The organism is Bacillus cereus group sp. N21 (assembly GCF_016483395.1).
GTDB classification, from domain to species: Bacteria; Bacillota; Bacilli; order Bacillales; family Bacillaceae_G; genus Bacillus_A; species Bacillus_A pseudomycoides.
Window position 1 is genome coordinate 177,981 of sequence record NZ_JAEHBX010000001.1, and the last position, 17,055, is coordinate 195,035.

Here is a 17,055-nt window from a genome sequence, read left to right on the forward strand (position 1 = left end):
ACTCACCCTCAGTCTAACAGTCATGGAGAAGGAGCTAAGATTGTAGTCTCATTATCCTCTTTACATGTATATCTTTCTCCAATGGAAGAACTCTCAAACAAACTATATTTTGGAAATAAAAAATAGCACTCTTTCTTAAGAAGAAAGAGTGCTATTTGAATATTTTACACTAATAAAGGCTATACTACAGTTATTATTCGCGTTTTTTTACTTTTTTATAGAAGGAAATAATTGGTTTGTAACGTTCGTGCACAAGACCAATTACTTCTGCTACGATTTCAGTAAAGAAGATTAAAGCGAACAGAAGGATAATGGATAACCACAATGTTGCGCTAGTGAAAATAATTGCATTTACGCTAAAGAAAATACCAAATGCGTAAATGATAAGTACCGTCGTACGATGAGAAAAGCCCATTGCCAATAGACGATGATGTAAATGCGATTTATCTGGTGCAGAAATTGGTTTTTTATTCACAATTCGTCTGATGATTGCAAATGTTGTATCGAAGATAGGTACACCTAAAATGATAATAGGAACAAGGAAACTGAATAACGTTACACTTTTGTATAATCCCAGTAACGATATAACAGAAATACAATATCCTAAAAATAATGCACCTGTGTCTCCCATGAAAATTTTTGCTGGATGGAAGTTATAGAATAAAAATCCAAGTGTACTTGCAAGCGCAATGAGTGCTAGTGGCAGAATAATAACAGCACCAGTACCCATAGGGCTAGTAAAGGCCATATATGCTAATGTTGCAAGGACGATAGATGAAATCCCAGCGGATAATCCATCTAATCCATCAATTAAGTTAATGGCATTTGTAATACCTACAATCCAAAATACTGTAATTGGATATGCAAGGATACCAAGTTCAGTATCTCCTAAGATTGGAATATACAACACCTGTACTAATAATCCACTTTTTACAATAAGTACGGCAACTAACAGTTGTCCACCGAACTTTACCTTTGCTGATAATTCGTACATATCATCTAAAATACCGATGATGATAATGATAACAGCACCTATAGTAATCGACATCATTCTTTGTTCATATAATCCACTAACAAAGAACCCAACGGCTACACCAATGAAAATTGCCAGTCCACCTAGACGAGGCATAATTTTTTGGTGTACTTTACGTGCGTTTGGCTTATCAGTTGCTCCAATCTTAAATGCTAATTTGATAACGAAAGGAGTAACAACTAATACGGTAATGAAAGATGCCAAAACAGCATAAATCACTTGTGAGTCCATTAATACCCCACCTTTTATATTTTAACGTAATTTTTGAACAAGTTATCTGAAAATTATGATGATTGTTTGCAGGCTCATAACATATGGTATCACAAAAAGATTAGAATTCAATCTTTTTTTCTATTCACTATAATTGGAAATAGATAAAATATATGACAAGTTTATAATAAATACGATGTCGCACAAGAAGGTTATAATATATCTTATCATTAACTTGTATTGCATAGTTTTTAAATTGTGGTACAGATTTATGACATTTACATATAAGTCTGTTCCTAGTAGGGATGGTAGGATGTGACCGATTCTCTTTACTATAAGTGTTGCACGTTAAAATACGTACGTTTCGCGTTAAAATATGGAAATATGAAATGAGCCAGTAATAAAGCGGTTTGTAAAGAAAAATGTCCAATTGGAGGGCGTTATTTTACAAAATCTTAAAAAAGGAAAGGGCAGGTGTCTCATATAATAGGGAGTGAGGGCTTGCATGCTATCTCATTTTTATATATTTAAAAGCAACAACTTCATGTCTTAGTATGGGAAAAAGAGTGCCTTAAAGACATCGACATATATTCAGTTTTAGTATGAAAGGGGGAAGCCCAGAATATCTAAACTATAATCTTAGGTATTCTGGGCGGAACATCTAATGAAAATTACGGTGATAGGTACTGGATATGTAGGATTAATTACTGGAGTAGGATTAGCCACATTAGGTCATTCGGTTACTTGTTTTGATATAAATCAAGGGAAAATAGCGAGAATGAAGCAAGGGGAAATGCCAATTTATGAACCTGGTCTGGGGCAATTAGTAGATGCAGCAGTCCAAGAAAAACGATTAGCATTTACATCAAGTCAAACAGAGGCATTTAAACATTCAGATTTCATATTTGTAGCAGTAGGAACACCATCTTTACCGGATGGAACGGCAGATTTAACATATATTCGTAATAGTTGTTATGAAATTGGTATGTGTGCCAATTCAGATATAATTGTGGTTACAAAAAGTACGGTTCCTGTAGGTACGAACGATCAAATGAAAGAATGGATTCAGGAGAAGCTACAAGGGCGGCATATGATACATATGGTATCGAATCCGGAATTTTTACGTGAAGGTTCTGGTATACATGACTTTTTTCATGGTGATCGCATCGTCATAGGAGCGGAGACAGAAGAAATCGCGCAGAAGGTAGAGAGGCTATACAGTAAGCTGTTAATTGAAACGTTTGTTACAGATATCCGCAGTGCGGAGATGATTAAATATGCTTCAAATGCTTTTTTGGCTACGAAAATTAGCTTCATAAATGAAATTTCTAATATATGTGAGAAAGTGGGCGCAGATGTGTTAGAAGTAGCAGGTGGCATGGGAATAGATCGGCGAATCGGTCCCCATTTTTTACAGGCAGGTATCGGTTATGGGGGTTCATGTTTCCCAAAAGATACAAATGCTCTCGTTCAAATTGCAGGTAATGTTGCGCATGATTTTAGATTGTTAAAAGCAGTAATTGAAGTGAATAACAAACACCAGATGTTGCTTGTTCGGAAAGCTAGAAGCGTAATGGATATGAGGGGAAAGCAGGTTGCGGTGTTAGGAGCAGCCTTTAAGCCGAATACAGATGATATTAGGGAAGCACCGTCTCTTCTTATTATAAAAGAGTTATTAGAGATGGGAGCAAATGTAATTGTATACGACCCGCAAGCTATTTTGCATGTGCAGCAGTTGTTTGGAGAAGAAATAAAATATACAACTGATTTAGATGAGGCAATCACAGAAGTGGACGCGGCGTTTATTGTAACCGATTGGGAATGCATACGAACGTATCCATTAGAAAGGTATGTGCAACTTATGGGTGAACCTATTTTATTTGATGGGAGAAATTGTTATACTGGGAAAGATGTTGAGAAACATAGAATGGATTACTATTCCGTTGGCAGAAAGAGCATTCGTAATAGGAAAGTTTCTACCGTCTGTTAAGAACGCTTTTTTTGTCCTTTTATCTTCTCAATATATAATGGTGAGTGTAACAATACTATATAAATCCATGTTGATTAGCTGGCATATAAGTTGCGGTTATGAAAACAAAAGGCGATCTCCACTCGTTTTCTCCGTTTGTTTTCACATGGTATGGGGGCTAAAGGGTCTGACCGCTTCTCTTTTAGCCGGACGCTCTCTTCCACCTAAAAGAGAAGATTTTATGTTAGTTTTTCAATTTGTATTTATATAAATCCATGTTGATTAGCTGGCATATAAGTTGCGGCTATGAAAATAAAAGGAGATTTTCACTCGTTTTCTCCGTTTGTTTTCACATGGCATGGGAGCTAAAGGGTCTGACCGCTTCTATGCATAGCCGGACGCTCTTTCCCACTCAAAAGGGGAGGTTTTATGTTAGTTTTTCATATATCGTAACTAGTGAAAGAAAAGAGGCATTGAAATGACTGAACGTTTAAAAGTAATGACGATTTTTGGAACACGTCCAGAAGCGATTAAAATGGCACCTCTTGTGTTAGAGTTGCAAAAACATCCTGAGAAAATTGAATCAATTGTAGCAGTGACAGCACAGCATCGCCAAATGTTAGATCAAGTATTGAATATCTTTGGTATTACGCCGGATTTTGATTTGAATATCATGAAAGACCGTCAAACATTAATTGATATTACAACACGTGGTTTAGAGGGCTTAGATAAAGTAATGAAGGAAGCAAAGCCACATATCGTTCTTGTACATGGTGATACAACAACTACTTTTATTGCGAGCCTTGCTGCTTTCTATAATCAAATTCCGATTGGCCATGTTGAAGCTGGACTTCGTACATGGGATAAATATTCTCCATACCCGGAAGAAATGAACCGTCAATTAACAGGTGTAATGGCAGATCTTCATTTCTCGCCTACTGCAAAATCAGCAACGAACTTGCAACAAGAAAATAAAAATGAAGCACGTATTTTCGTAACAGGAAATACAGCGATTGATGCACTAAAAACAACAGTAAAAGAAGAATATAGTCATCCAGTACTAGAGAAGCTTGGAAATGACCGACTTGTACTTATGACAGCACATCGTCGTGAAAATTTAGGTGAACCAATGCGCAACATGTTCCGTGCAATTAAACGCCTTGTTGAAAAGTACGAAGATGTACAAGTTGTGTATCCAGTTCATATGAATCCTGTTGTTCGTGAAACAGCTAACGATATTTTAGGAGATCATAATCGTATTCACTTAATTGAACCACTAGATGTAATTGATTTCCATAACGTTGCAGCACGTTCATACTTAATGTTAACAGACTCTGGTGGTGTGCAGGAGGAAGCACCTTCTCTTGGCGTACCGGTTCTTGTTCTACGTGATACGACAGAACGTCCGGAAGGTATTGAAGCAGGTACATTAAAATTAGCAGGTACAGACGAAGAAACAATCTTTACACTTGCAGACGAATTATTATCTAATAAAGAAGCACATGATAAAATGGCGCAAGCATCTAATCCTTATGGTGATGGCCTTGCTTCAGAGCGTATTGTAGAAGCAATTTTACAATATTTTAATAAAAAATAAGTAGAAAAAAGAGCCGCTCCTCATATCTGTTGATATAAGAAGCGGCTCTTTTCTTCTAAGTAGTAATCTCTACTGATGATTTCGCATTAACCATTCCGCGTTAGCGTTCGTAGACGGAGGTTCCTGTTCTTTTTTCTTAGTAGATGAATTTGTTGAATTCGTATCAGAATTAGAACTTGTATTGGTCGTAGAATTCGTGTCTGTTTTATCTTGTCCTAAGTTTTTCAAAATTTCATTACGAACATTTTGAACGCTCATTTCATCTGGAATAAAGTAATAGATATCATTTAGTTTTTTATCTTCACCTTCTAATTTAATCGTTTTTATGTTAGAAGGATCGAATCCAGATAGTTTATTGTATAAGGCAAGTCCATCAGATACAGGTATATCAGTTTTTACATATTTTCCAACAACCTCCGCTAAATCTTTAATCTTAAAGACTGTGGAAGCGGAATTTAGTTTATGGACAACTGCGGCAAGTACTTGTCGTTGTCTGGCAGAGCGGCCATAATCTCCATTTGGATCTTGCTTTCGCATACGGACATAAGCGAGTGCTTCTTCGCCATTTAATTCTTGCTGTCCTTGTTTAAATTGAATCAGCTTGTAGTAATCTATATCAGATCGTTCCTCGAAATTAAATGGAACATCGACTGTAATGCCACCAACGGCATCGACAATTCCTTTAAAGCCTTTGAAATCAATTTTTACGTAGTGGTCAACAGGCACACGTAAAAAATTCTCAACTGTTTCTAATGCCATTTTTTCTCCGCCGTAAGCATGCGCCGCGTTAATTTTATCTTTTTTATTTTTTCCAGCAATCGTAACACGTGAGTCACGCGGGATACTCATGAGTGAAACATTTTTTGTTTTTGGATTAATTGTTGCGAACATAAGAGAATCTGTTCGTCCATTTTGTCCATCCGTTGCATAATCTTCAATTCCCATAATAAGGACGCTGAAAGGTTCTTTTGTAATTTCTACATCTTCCGCACGTAATTTTGATTTATCACGAGTAAAGCCACTATACATCTCCATGAGTGAAGAGTAAGAATTAAACATGTAAAGCCCTACACTACCAATTAAGGACATAAAAATGAGGTAGATAAAAAATCTACGTCTGCGCTTTTTTTTCACTTTTCTTTTCTGGAGATGATGATAACGCTCTTCCATACATAAACTCCTTTTAATATATATATGTTATTGTTGCACAATGTCTTGTTCTAAATACAGCATGTCATCTTCTTGTATTGTACATTTCCCATTTGTTAGTTCAATCATCCACTCTGTGAAAGTTTGTTTTTGATCTTCTTCCACATAAGTGTCAAATGTCACATTTTCTAGGTAATGAATCTCTTTAATAGCATATTTTGAGTGGCGTAATTCATTTTCAATTTTTCCAAGTAGTGTATAATCAATTTCTGTCTTCATAACTCGCATTAATTTTCGTTCGACAACACCTACATAGTTAATTCCTTCACTTGTACATTTTCCATATGCACGAATTAAACCACCGGCACCAAGTTTAATGCCGCCAAAATATCGTGTGACAACAACAACGGTATCTTTCAATCCACGTTTTTTTAATACTTCTAGCATAGGTACACCAGCTGTACCGCTTGGTTCACCGTCATCATTTGCCTTTTGAATTTGATCTTGCTCCCCAATTAAATAGGCTGAGCAGTTGTGTGTTGCGTTCCAATGCTGCTTTTTTATCTTTTGAATAAATTCTTGTGCTCCTTCTTCTGTTTTCGCTCGACTTATATAGCAAATAAACCGTGACTTTTGAATGACAATTTCGTGCTCACCGTAGCCTTTGATTGTTAAATATTGTAATAACAATGATATACGCCCCTACCTTTCAAGATTACTAGTACTTTTTATTGTAAAAGGGGGAGTTTTCAGATTCAAACATTTTTTGTAGGAAAATAGCAAATTCTATTATAAATTTAATATTTTTGTTGTAAATTGTCCAAGTGTTTATTATAATCTTACCCCGGCATTTTTCATACATTAATGCACCTTTTCCTATTTTCGTGTAAAATTAGGAAATAAAAACTTTTTTATAAGGCAGGTACGAAAATGAGAACAGCTATTGTTACTGATAGTACAGCATATATACCGAAGCATATTCGTGAAGAACTCAATATACATATGATTCCATTAAATGTGATTTTTGGAACGAATTCTTATCAAGAAGAAGCAGAAATTACAGCGGATGATTTTTATGTAAAAGTACGTGAACATGAAGAACTTCCAAAAACTTCTCAACCAGCAATTGGAAAATTTTTGGAACTATTTGAAGAACTGGCAAAAGAATACGATGCGGTGATTTGTATCCATCTTTCAAGCGGAATTAGCGGTACATATCAAACAGCAACGACAGCCGGGCAAATGGTCGAAGGGATACACGTATATACGTATGATTCTGAAATTAGTTGTGAAGTACAAGGGTTTTATGTGCGTGAAGGTGCAAGAATGGTAAGCGAAGGAAAGGCGCCAGAAGAGATTTTAGCTAGGTTTGATGAAATGAAGCAAACGATAGATGCTTATTTTGTTGTTGATGATCTCCATCATTTGCAACGCGGTGGCCGTTTAAATAGCGCGCAAGCATTTATCGGTAGCTTATTGCAAGTAAAGCCAGTTTTATATTTTAGAGATAAAGTTATTATCCCGTTTGAAAAAATTCGCACACGCAAAAAGGCACTAAAACGTATCGTTGAAATTTTCGATGAACATGCGAGTAAAGGTATGCCGATGGAAGCTGTTATCATTCATGCAAATCGTGAAGAAGAAGCGAAAGAGTGGCAGCAAGAATTAGAGGAAAAGTACCCTCATGTTACAATCCGCATCAGTTATTTTGGTGCTGTAATTGGAACGCACTTAGGAGAGGGATCACTAGGTCTAGGGTGGTATACAAAATAATAAAAATGTAAAAGCTCTCTTTTTGTAGAGAGTTTTTTACGGATATACGTATGCCTATTTGACAAGTTAATATTTTGAAGTGATAAAATTTAATTTATATAAATACGGATTGAAAGACCGACATAAAGTGAAACTTTAATCAGTGGGGGCTCCATCTCCCACTGATTATTAGCCCTCGCCAATCGGGCTTTTAGGGACAGTGCCTTTTTTAGCCCTATTCCATGTGAAAACAGAAGGAGAAAATGAGTGGGAGTCTCCTTGTGTTCTTCATAGTCGCAATTTATATGTTGGAAAATCAAAATATTTATAAAAAATAAGGAAAGTTTTATTACTTACTTTTTATAAGAAACTATTTTATAATAAAGGAGAGGTGAAACATATGGAGCATAATTCTTGTTTATGTCCAAAGTTTGAGTCGGCTTTTACACTTCTTAGTAAAAAGTGGACGGGTTTAATTATTAAATCTTTGTTAGAAGAGCCGAAGCGATTTAGAGAAATTGCGGATATTATCCCAAATATGAGTGATCGTATGTTGTCAGAGCGTTTAAAAGAATTAGAGAGCGAAGGTGTAGTCGTTCGTAATGTGTACCCAGAAGTACCTGTTAGAATCGAATACGGATTAACAGACAAAGGAAAAGCATTAGAAAGTGTTATGAACGAAGTCCAAAATTGGGCTGAAAAATGGGTGAAATAATAGATTGTTCGATGAATAGAGAGAAAAAAGCACAAGGAGTGTTCCTTGTGTTTTTTTTATAACAAATGTATGACAATTGTACAAAAAAATAGCGCGATTCCCTTAAGATTCTACAAGAAAATACAGGATTAGAAGGAAAATGTCAGGAAATTACAAACGTAATGTTACATTTATTTTACAAAATCGTAACATTGATAAAATATCTCCCGAAATATGGTATAAATTTAAATAGATTATATACGGAAAAGAAAAAAAGAAAGCGGTGTAAAAACAAAATGAAAAAGCTAAAAATGGCATCTTGCGCGTTGGCTGCAGGATTTATGATGTTTTCAGTGGTAACACCAAATGTATTTGCGGAAAAGATTGAGGATGTAAAAACACAAATTAACTCACAAAATGACACTTTACATAAACAACAACAAGAACGTGACGAGCTTCAAAAACAAATGAACGACTTAAATAAAACGGTTCAAGATTTAGATACGTCTGTTCAAGAAAATGCAGCAAAACTTGATGAAACAACGAAAAAAGTTGAAGAAACGCAAGCATTAATCGAGAAGAAAAATCAAAACATTGCAGATTTACAAACGAAAATTGCAAAACGTGAAGAGTTATTAAGAAAGCGTTTAGTAGCGCTTCAAGAGCAACCAAATACAAACGTTGTAACAGAAGTTGTTGTAAACTCTAAAAACATTGCAGATTTAGTAGATCGTTTAACTTCTGTTTCGAAAATTCTTGAATCTGATGAAGATATCATGACAACACAACAACAAGATCAAGCAACTGTGAAAAAAGATGTTGAAACGGTAAAAGAAAAACAAAAAGAATTAAAAGAAGCGCAAGTGAAAATCGAAACTGCAAAGAAAGAACTTGATGCTGAAAAAGCGAAAAAACAAGAAGCAGTGAACGATTTAAGCGGTAAAATGGATACAGTTGTAAACAGCATGACAAGCACAGAGGGTCAATTAAAAGAGCTTGAAAAGCAAGCATTATACTTACAACAACTAGCTGAAAAAGAAGCGCAAGAAAAAGCAGCACAAGAAGCTGCTGCGAAGAAACAAGCAGAGCAAGCTCAGCAACAAGCTCAGCAACAAGCTCAGCAACCGGCACCTGCAAATAATGGTGGACAAGCTAAGAAAGAAGATGTTAAGCCAGCACCTGCTCCAAAACCAGTTTCAAAACCAGTTTCAAAACCAGTTCCAGATACGGGTGTAATTGGAAAAGCAAAAAGCTTAGTTGGTATGAAATATGTTTGGGGTAGTTCTTCACCGTCAAATGGCGGTTTTGACTGTAGTGGATTAGTTTCTTATGTATATGGTTTAGGACAACAAGATACAAGAAGTTTATGGGGATCTGTACAAAAAATTAGCGCATCTGAAGCGCAACCAGGTGACCTTATCTTCTTACAAGGTACTTACAGAGCAGGCGTATCACACGTTGGTATTTACATTGGTGATGGTCAAATGATTCACGCTGCTGATGAATCAACTGGTGTTACGTACGGTAGTGTAAATAGCAGTTATAACACAGCTCATTTCTTAGGTTACGGTAGATTATAAGATTTTTAACTAAATAAAACATGTGTATAAAGTCGATAGCTTACTATTTTAAAAGTAGGTTATCGGCTTTTTTGAGTTTTTACGAGAGAAAGAGAAAGGCTTATAGTAAAGCTATATAAATATGAATACGCATAGAAAGACCGACATAAAACCATTCCTTTTAGGTGGGAGAGAGTATCCGCTTATGGATAGGAGCGGTCAGTGCCTTTTTTAGTCCCATGCCATGTTTAAAACCAAAAGAGAAAACAAGTAGCGGTCACCTTTTACCCCGCATTAACGGACAGTAAGACTCCCACCTCAAGATTGAGAAAGAATCGAAGAAGAGAGGTGGGAGATAACTGCCCGTAAAAGCCCGATTGGTTTAACTAATAATCAGTGGGGGATGAAGAAAACCCCCACTGATTAAAGTTTCACTTTATTCTTCGTAACCGCGACTTATATGCTGAAAAATCAAAATGGATTTATATAGGGGGCGTTACTATGCTAGTAGGAAGACAAATGCTACGAGAAGAACTTTCGTTTTCGAAAGATGAACTAGAGCGTTTGGAAAGACAAGGAGATATTTCTTTGGAAAGAGGTGTAATAAAGAAATCGTCACATTATGTATGTCAGCGCTGCGGAAATAGCGAGCAACGGTTATTTGCTTCGTTTTTATGTAAAAGGTGTAATCAAATGTGCACGTATTGCCGAAAGTGCATCACGATGGGGCGAGTGGGAGAATGTACAGTAATTGTTCGCGGTACTCGTGATATAGAAAGCGAGTCCTTGTCACAACCTTTGCAGTGGGAGGGACAGCTATCACCTGGACAAGAAATAGCAGCGCGCGGCGTAACGGAAGCTGTCCGCCGAAAAGAATCTTTTTTTATATGGGCAGTATGCGGAGCTGGTAAGACAGAGATGCTTTTTTATGGTATAGATGAAGCTTTACGAAAAGGCGAGCGGGTTTGTATTGCAACACCGCGGACTGATGTGGTGTTAGAGCTCGCACCCCGTTTGCAAACTGTTTTTCCAGATGTACCGATTGCTGCGTTATATGGTGGTAGTTTGGACCGTGAAAAGGAAGCGAGACTCATCGTTTCTACAACGCACCAGTTGCTTCGTTATTATAGAGCATTTGATGTTATGATTGTGGATGAAATTGATGCTTTTCCATATGCGATGGACAAGATGCTTCATCATGCAGTAGAGCAAGCGAGTAAAGAGCGAGCTGCGCAAATTTATTTAACTGCAACCCCGGAAGAAACATGGAAACGTAAGCTATGGAGTGGTAAACAAAAAGGTGTAATCATTCCGGGGCGTTATCATCGTCAGCCTTTGCCAGTCCCAAGGTTCCGGTGGTGCGGTAATTGGAAAAAGGCGCTAAAACGAAAAGAAATCCCACATGTTGTTTTTGAATGGCTAAAGTATCATCTCCTTAAACAATCTCCTGTTTTTCTATTTGTTCCTCACGTACGTTATATTGATGAAGTAAGTGTATTATTAAAAAAATTAGATGATCGCATTGAAGGTGTTCATGCTGAGGATCCAAAGCGAAAAGAAAAGGTAGCTTCGTTCCGAAAAGGAAATATCCCATTATTAGTAACGACGACGATTTTGGAACGCGGCGTGACGGTAGAGAATTTACAAGTAGCTGTGTTAGGGGCGGAAGAAGTCATTTTTTCGGAAAGTGCACTTGTACAAATTGCTGGCAGGGCCGGCAGAAGTCATCGCAGGCCAGATGGTGATATTCTTTATTTTCATTATGGAAAAACAGAAGCAATGATACGCGCAAAAAAACATATTCAATTTATGAATAAAAAGGCAAAGCAAGAAGGGTTGATACATTAATGCATTGTCTACTTTGTCATGATTTTATTTCAGAAAGCGTTAGCTGGTATTCTTTTTTTATTCAGTCTGACAGGCGGTGTATATGTGAGCGATGTGAACGGAAACTTTCCTATATTATAGGAGAAATTTGTGATGACTGCGGCAGACCATTTGAGTCTCTGTCAGAGGAGTATAGAGAAGGTAACCTTTGCAAGGATTGCGTAAGATGGCAGGAAGAGAGAAAGTTTCTACCTATAAAAAATCGATCTGTGTACGTCTATAATGATTGGATGAAGGAAGTATTAGCTCAGTTTAAATTTCGTGGGGATGCTGAGCTTGTTCGTATTTTTCATGCGCACTTTGTAGCTACATTTCGTAAGTATTTTTCAGACTGTCATGCGATGATTCCGATTCCGCTTAGTAAGGAGCGAGAATACGAGCGTGGTTTTAATCAAGCGGAATTGTTAGCATCTTGTTTACCACTTAGTTTTCTACAAACATCTTTAAGTAGAAAAGAGACGGAAAAGCAAAGTAAAAAGAAACGTATAGAGAGGCTTTCAGTAGCGAATCCCTTTTATTTTCACAAAGAAGAAATGTTTATTGGGCAGCATCTTTTACTCATTGATGATGTGTATACGACAGGAATTACGGTTAGGCAAGTTGCAAAGTGCCTGTATGATGCAGGTGCTCAAAAAATTTCTAGCCTTACTCTTTGCCGCGGGTGATATATGTATGTCGAAAGATACAATAAAAAGACGACAAGACTTCTTTGACTTGATATGTTGTCATTCGTTATAGTCAAATTATGGGGTAAATACCCTTATTTTTAGAGTGAAGGGAATGGAACGAACATGCAAGGAAGAGTAAAATGGTTTAATGCAGAAAAAGGATTTGGGTTTATCGAGCGTGAAGACGGTGATGATGTTTTTGTTCATTTTTCTGCAATTCAACAGGATGGGTATAAGTCGTTAGAAGAGGGACAAAAAGTAGAATTTGACATTGTAGATGGTGCGCGTGGACCACAAGCAGCGAATGTTGTGAAATTATAATTTCGAACGAAGGGTTTTGTGAGAAACATAGAGCTGGGGTTGTGGCAACGGTTTATATATATTCAATTTGATCTTCCAAAATATAAATTGCGGCTATGAAGAACAGAAGGAGACTTGTCCCCTTCTGTTTTTTTTGCGTGGCATGGGGGGAAGTCCTGTCCGCTCTTATGCAAAGACGCTCGTTCTCACCAAAAAGAAATGGTTGTATATGGTTCTTTCAATTTATAACTTTAATTTGATTTCACGGCACATAAATTACGGTTATAAAAGACAAACAGAGACTTCCGCCCATTGTCTCCTTGTGTTCTTACATGGCACGGGGCTAAAAAAAGTCCCTGCCCGCTACTAGCCATGGGCGGATGCTCCCTCCCACCAAAAAGAGATGGTTGTGTTTTCGGTCGGTCTTTCCATTCAAATGATAAAAATGTTGTCAAAAAGTTGTTTCTTTTCTGTAACGAATTGTCCATACTTATATTCGTTATTTACGATGTTAATAGGGTAAAATGTAAATAGAAACGATGCATCTTTTCTTTTCAACAAAAAACGATAAAAAATTTCAATTTCCCTAACTTTTTCAAAAAAGTTAGCAGGATTTTTTAAGCCATTGTCGAAATTGTATACATAGGCTTGAAAGGAGGAATTCATCTATGAAATTCAACATTCGTGGTGAAAATATTGAAGTAACTCCAGCATTAAAGGAATATGTAGAGAAAAAACTTAGCAAATTAGAGCGTTATTTTGATACATTCCCAGAGGTTAAAGTTAATTTAAAAGTATACTCTGACAAGCAACGTGTCGAGGTAACAATCCCATTTACAGATTTATTACTTCGTGCAGAAGAAACTCATAGCGATATGTACGCTGCAATTGATTTAGTGGTTGATAAAGTTGAGCGACAAATTCGTAAACATAAAACAAAAGTAAATCGTAAATTACGTGAAAAAGGCTCTCCGAAAACTGCATTTATCCTTACAGAGCCAGCGGCAACGTTGGAGGAAGTGAAAGAGGATGAATTAGAGCTTGTACGTACAAAACGATTTGATTTAAAACCAATGGATGTTGAAGAAGCCATTTTACAAATGGATATGTTAGGTCATAACTTCTTCGTCTTCACAAATGCGGATACAAATGAAACTAATGTTGTCTATGGCCGCAAAGATGGAAAATATGGATTAATTGAAACAAAATAATAAGTAAAGAACGCAGCTGTAAAAGGCTGCGTTTTTTTATTGTTTATAAAATGTTTTACGTGTAGACCGATGAAACATATGAAAGTCTTTGAGTTTTCACTCTGTTATTTTTGGGAAGACATACCGCTGTCTCAGAATGGGACAGGAAACAAAGAAGTTTAGTAAAGGATGAAATCGCTATAAAACGCCTATTAATCAAAATTTCAGCTAATTTAGGCTATGCGTTTGGCCAGTTGTTGTCATAGCTATAAAACAAGTGTTACAATTATCATTAGGTTTATACTTTTTTTGTTTTTTTAATTAGGAGAGAAAATGCTAGAAAATAAATTTGCGTTTTATAACGACTGATTAGTGAGCAGAAATATAGAGCACGATCGGAAGTTTTATTTTAATAAAAGAGGAGCGTATTTCCTATGATCGGTATTTTAAAAAAGGTGTTTGATGTAAACCAGCGCCAAATTAAACGTATGCAGAAATCTGTGGATCAAATAGAAGGGTTTGAATCATCGATTCAATCGTTAACTGACGAACAATTAAAAGGGAAAACAATTGAATTTAAAGAGCGTCTTACGAAAGGCGAGACAGTAGACGATTTATTACCAGAAGCTTTTGCGGTTGTTCGTGAAGCAGCGACACGCGTTCTTGGTATGCGCCCCTATCCTGTGCAATTAATGGGTGGTATTGCCTTACATGAAGGGAATATCTCTGAGATGAAAACAGGGGAAGGTAAAACATTAACTTCTACTTTACCGGTTTATTTGAATGCTTTAACAGGTAAAGGTGTTCATGTTGTTACAGTCAATGAATATTTAGCGCAGCGTGACGCAGGGGAAATGGGACAACTACATGAGTTCCTTGGCTTAACAGTAGGAATTAACTTGAATAGCATGTCACGTGAAGAAAAGCAAGCTGCTTACGCTGCTGATATCACATATAGTACAAACAACGAGCTTGGTTTTGACTATTTGCGTGATAACATGGTGCTATATAAAGAGCAACGTGTTCAGCGTCCGCTTCATTTCGCAATCATTGATGAAGTCGATTCCATTTTAGTTGATGAAGCGCGTACGCCGCTTATCATTTCTGGACAAGCACAAAAATCAACAGAACTATATATCTTTGCAAATGCATTTATTCGTACGTTAGAAAATGAAAAAGATTACTCATTTGACGTGAAAACGAAAAATGTCATGTTAACAGAAGACGGGATTACGAGAGCAGAGAAAGCTTTCCATATTGAAAACTTATTTGATTTAAAACACGTTGCACTTCTTCACCATATTAATCAGGCGCTTCGTGCACACGTTGTAATGCACCGCGATACAGATTATGTTGTACAAGAAGGCGAAATTGTAATTGTAGACCAATTCACTGGTCGTCTTATGAAAGGCCGCCGCTATAGTGAAGGTTTACACCAAGCGATTGAAGCAAAAGAAGGCGTAGAAATTCAAAATGAAAGTATGACATTAGCAACCATTACATTCCAAAACTACTTCCGTATGTACGAAAAGTTATCAGGTATGACTGGTACAGCGAAAACGGAAGAAGAGGAATTCCGTAACATTTATAATATGAATGTTATCGTGATACCAACAAACAGACCAGTTGTTCGTGATGACCGTGCCGATTTAATTTTCAAAACGATGGAAGGAAAATTTAATGCGGTTGTTGAGGATATTGTAAAACGCCATAAGCAAGGGCAACCAGTTCTTGTTGGTACAGTTGCAATTGAAACATCTGAACTTATTTCAAACATGTTAACACGTAAAGGTGTACGTCATAACGTCTTGAATGCGAAAAACCATGCGCGTGAAGCGGATATTATTACAGAAGCAGGATTTAAAGGCTCTGTAACGATTGCGACAAACATGGCTGGTCGTGGTACGGATATTAAACTAGGCGAAGGTGTAAAAGAAGCTGGTGGCCTAGCGGTTATCGGTACAGAACGTCATGAAAGTCGTCGTATTGATAATCAGTTACGTGGTCGTTCTGGTCGTCAAGGAGACCCTGGTGTGACGCAGTTCTACTTATCAATGGAAGATGAATTAATGCGCCGCTTCGGTGCAGATAATATGAAAGCGATGATGGATCGCCTTGGTATGGATGATTCACAACCAATCGAAAGTAAAATGGTATCTCGTGCTGTAGAATCTGCGCAAAAACGTGTAGAAGGAAACAACTACGATGCACGTAAACAGCTCTTGCAGTATGACGATGTACTTCGCCAACAACGTGAAGTAATTTATAAACAACGTCAAGAAGTAATGGAATCTGAAAACTTACGGGGCATTATCGAAGGTATGATGAAATCTACTGTAGAACGTGCTGTTGCCCTTCATACGCAAGAGGAAATTGAAGAGGATTGGAACATTAAAGGTCTGATTGACTACTTAAATACAAACCTTCTTGAGGAAGGTGATGTTAAGGAAGAAGAATTACGTCGCCTTGCACCAGAAGAAATGAGCGAGCTAATCATTGCAAAATTAATAGAGCGTTATGATGAAAAAGAAAAACTTCTACCAGAAGAACAAATGCGTGAATTTGAAAAGGTTGTTGTATTCCGCGTTGTAGATACAAAATGGATGGATCATATCGATGCGATGGATCATCTTCGTGAAGGTATTCATTTACGTGCTTACGGTCAAATTGACCCGCTTCGTGAATACCAAATGGAAGGATTCGCAATGTTTGAATCCATGATCGCTTCCATTGAAGAAGAGGTTTCTCGTTACATTATGAAAGCAGAAATCGAACAAAACTTAGAGCGCCAAGAAGTAGCTCAAGGTGAAGCAGTTCATCCGAAAGATGACGGTGAAGAAGTGAAAAAGAAACCAGTCGTAAAAGGTGAACAAGTAGGACGTAACAACCTATGCAAATGTGGCAGTGGTAAGAAATATAAAAACTGCTGTGGTATTGGGAAATAAGGAAAAGTGGCGCCGACTGTTCAGCCCCGTTGGCTAAGGTTCTTTCTTGTGCGGAAGGTTCTTAGACATGAGGGGCTAGGAGGCAGAACTGGATCAAAAGAA

General features: G+C 37.1%; 13 protein-coding genes. 10 read left to right on the forward strand and 3 right to left on the reverse strand.

Going from position 1 to position 17,055, the window contains the following annotated elements:
- Positions 1 to 193: 193 nt before the first annotated feature.
- Positions 194 to 1,264 carry a glycosyltransferase family 4 protein gene (locus JDS96_RS00835; protein ID WP_003202041.1) on the reverse strand — a complete coding sequence of 357 codons (1,071 nt, stop codon included), beginning with the start codon at positions 1,262 to 1,264 and terminating at the stop codon, positions 194 to 196.
- Between the two features lie 643 nt (positions 1,265 to 1,907).
- Between JDS96_RS00835 and JDS96_RS00840 the strand changes: the two genes are divergently transcribed.
- Entirely contained in the window at positions 1,908 to 3,233 is a 1,326-nt protein-coding gene (locus JDS96_RS00840) for a UDP-glucose dehydrogenase family protein (protein WP_199665745.1), read from the forward strand.
- 457 nt (positions 3,234 to 3,690) lie between these two features.
- On the forward strand, positions 3,691 to 4,809 hold the full coding sequence (gene wecB / locus JDS96_RS00845) for a non-hydrolyzing UDP-N-acetylglucosamine 2-epimerase (protein WP_199665746.1): 1,119 nt from the start codon (positions 3,691 to 3,693) through the stop codon (positions 4,807 to 4,809).
- Positions 4,810 to 4,878: 69 nt separating this feature from the next.
- Here wecB and JDS96_RS00850 read toward each other — a convergent pair whose 3' ends face one another.
- Together JDS96_RS00850 and JDS96_RS00855 are read right to left on the reverse strand one after the other, a co-directional pair.
- Complete coding sequence (locus JDS96_RS00850) at positions 4,879 to 5,979, reverse strand: LCP family protein (protein WP_199665747.1); 1,101 nt, start codon at positions 5,977 to 5,979, stop codon at positions 4,879 to 4,881.
- A 27-nt stretch (positions 5,980 to 6,006) separates the two neighbouring features.
- A complete protein-coding gene (locus JDS96_RS00855) occupies positions 6,007 to 6,648 on the reverse strand; it encodes a YigZ family protein (protein ID WP_018765126.1) in 642 nt (213 codons plus the stop codon).
- A 240-nt stretch (positions 6,649 to 6,888) separates the two neighbouring features.
- Between JDS96_RS00855 and JDS96_RS00860 the strand changes: the two genes are divergently transcribed.
- The 8 genes from JDS96_RS00860 (at position 6,889) to secA (ending at position 16,953) form a co-directional block, all read left to right on the forward strand.
- Complete coding sequence (locus JDS96_RS00860) at positions 6,889 to 7,731, forward strand: DegV family protein (RefSeq protein WP_199665748.1); 843 nt, start codon at positions 6,889 to 6,891, stop codon at positions 7,729 to 7,731.
- A gap of 379 nt (positions 7,732 to 8,110) precedes the next feature.
- Complete coding sequence (locus JDS96_RS00865; protein ID WP_016112543.1) at positions 8,111 to 8,425, forward strand: winged helix-turn-helix transcriptional regulator; 315 nt, start codon at positions 8,111 to 8,113, stop codon at positions 8,423 to 8,425.
- Between the two features lie 275 nt (positions 8,426 to 8,700).
- Complete coding sequence (locus tag JDS96_RS00870; protein ID WP_098604308.1) at positions 8,701 to 9,984, forward strand: C40 family peptidase; 1,284 nt, start codon at positions 8,701 to 8,703, stop codon at positions 9,982 to 9,984.
- A 480-nt stretch (positions 9,985 to 10,464) separates the two neighbouring features.
- A complete protein-coding gene (locus JDS96_RS00875) occupies positions 10,465 to 11,811 on the forward strand; it encodes an ATP-dependent helicase ComFA (RefSeq protein ID WP_003209056.1) in 1,347 nt (448 codons plus the stop codon).
- Positions 11,811 to 12,515, forward strand: coding sequence for a ComF family protein (locus JDS96_RS00880; protein WP_033796544.1), 705 nt, complete (start codon positions 11,811 to 11,813; stop codon positions 12,513 to 12,515). The genes JDS96_RS00875 and JDS96_RS00880 overlap by 1 nt, the downstream gene beginning before the upstream one ends.
- A gap of 126 nt (positions 12,516 to 12,641) precedes the next feature.
- Positions 12,642 to 12,839, forward strand: a complete 198-nt coding sequence (gene cspC / locus JDS96_RS00885; protein ID WP_001162040.1) for a cold shock protein CspC — start codon at positions 12,642 to 12,644, stop codon at positions 12,837 to 12,839.
- A 647-nt stretch (positions 12,840 to 13,486) separates the two neighbouring features.
- Positions 13,487 to 14,029 (forward strand): ribosome hibernation-promoting factor, HPF/YfiA family, encoded by a 543-nt coding sequence (gene hpf / locus JDS96_RS00890; RefSeq protein WP_003201824.1) that lies wholly within the window; start codon positions 13,487 to 13,489, stop codon positions 14,027 to 14,029.
- A 413-nt stretch (positions 14,030 to 14,442) separates the two neighbouring features.
- Positions 14,443 to 16,953: a preprotein translocase subunit SecA gene (gene secA / locus JDS96_RS00895; RefSeq protein WP_003201826.1), complete on the forward strand. Its 2,511-nt coding sequence runs from the start codon at positions 14,443 to 14,445 to the stop codon at positions 16,951 to 16,953.
- Positions 16,954 to 17,055: the final 102 nt, after the last annotated feature.

Excerpts from the sequence above, each read along its gene's own strand:
- JDS96_RS00840 (WP_199665745.1), top strand. The coding sequence starts at position 1,908 with ATGAAAATTACGGTGATAGGTACTGGATATGTAGGATTAATTACTGGA.
- cspC (WP_001162040.1), top strand. The coding sequence starts at position 12,642 with ATGCAAGGAAGAGTAAAATGGTTTAATGCAGAAAAAGGATTTGGGTTT.
- wecB (WP_199665746.1), top strand. The coding sequence starts at position 3,691 with ATGACTGAACGTTTAAAAGTAATGACGATTTTTGGAACACGTCCAGAA.
- secA (WP_003201826.1), top strand. The coding sequence starts at position 14,443 with ATGATCGGTATTTTAAAAAAGGTGTTTGATGTAAACCAGCGCCAAATT.
- JDS96_RS00835 (WP_003202041.1), bottom strand. The coding sequence starts at position 1,264 with ATGGACTCACAAGTGATTTATGCTGTTTTGGCATCTTTCATTACCGTA.
- JDS96_RS00865 (WP_016112543.1), top strand. The coding sequence starts at position 8,111 with ATGGAGCATAATTCTTGTTTATGTCCAAAGTTTGAGTCGGCTTTTACA.
- JDS96_RS00870 (WP_098604308.1), top strand. The coding sequence starts at position 8,701 with ATGAAAAAGCTAAAAATGGCATCTTGCGCGTTGGCTGCAGGATTTATG.
- hpf (WP_003201824.1), top strand. The coding sequence starts at position 13,487 with ATGAAATTCAACATTCGTGGTGAAAATATTGAAGTAACTCCAGCATTA.
- JDS96_RS00875 (WP_003209056.1), top strand. The coding sequence starts at position 10,465 with ATGCTAGTAGGAAGACAAATGCTACGAGAAGAACTTTCGTTTTCGAAA.
- JDS96_RS00850 (WP_199665747.1), bottom strand. The coding sequence starts at position 5,979 with ATGGAAGAGCGTTATCATCATCTCCAGAAAAGAAAAGTGAAAAAAAAG.
- JDS96_RS00860 (WP_199665748.1), top strand. The coding sequence starts at position 6,889 with ATGAGAACAGCTATTGTTACTGATAGTACAGCATATATACCGAAGCAT.
- JDS96_RS00880 (WP_033796544.1), top strand. The coding sequence starts at position 11,811 with ATGCATTGTCTACTTTGTCATGATTTTATTTCAGAAAGCGTTAGCTGG.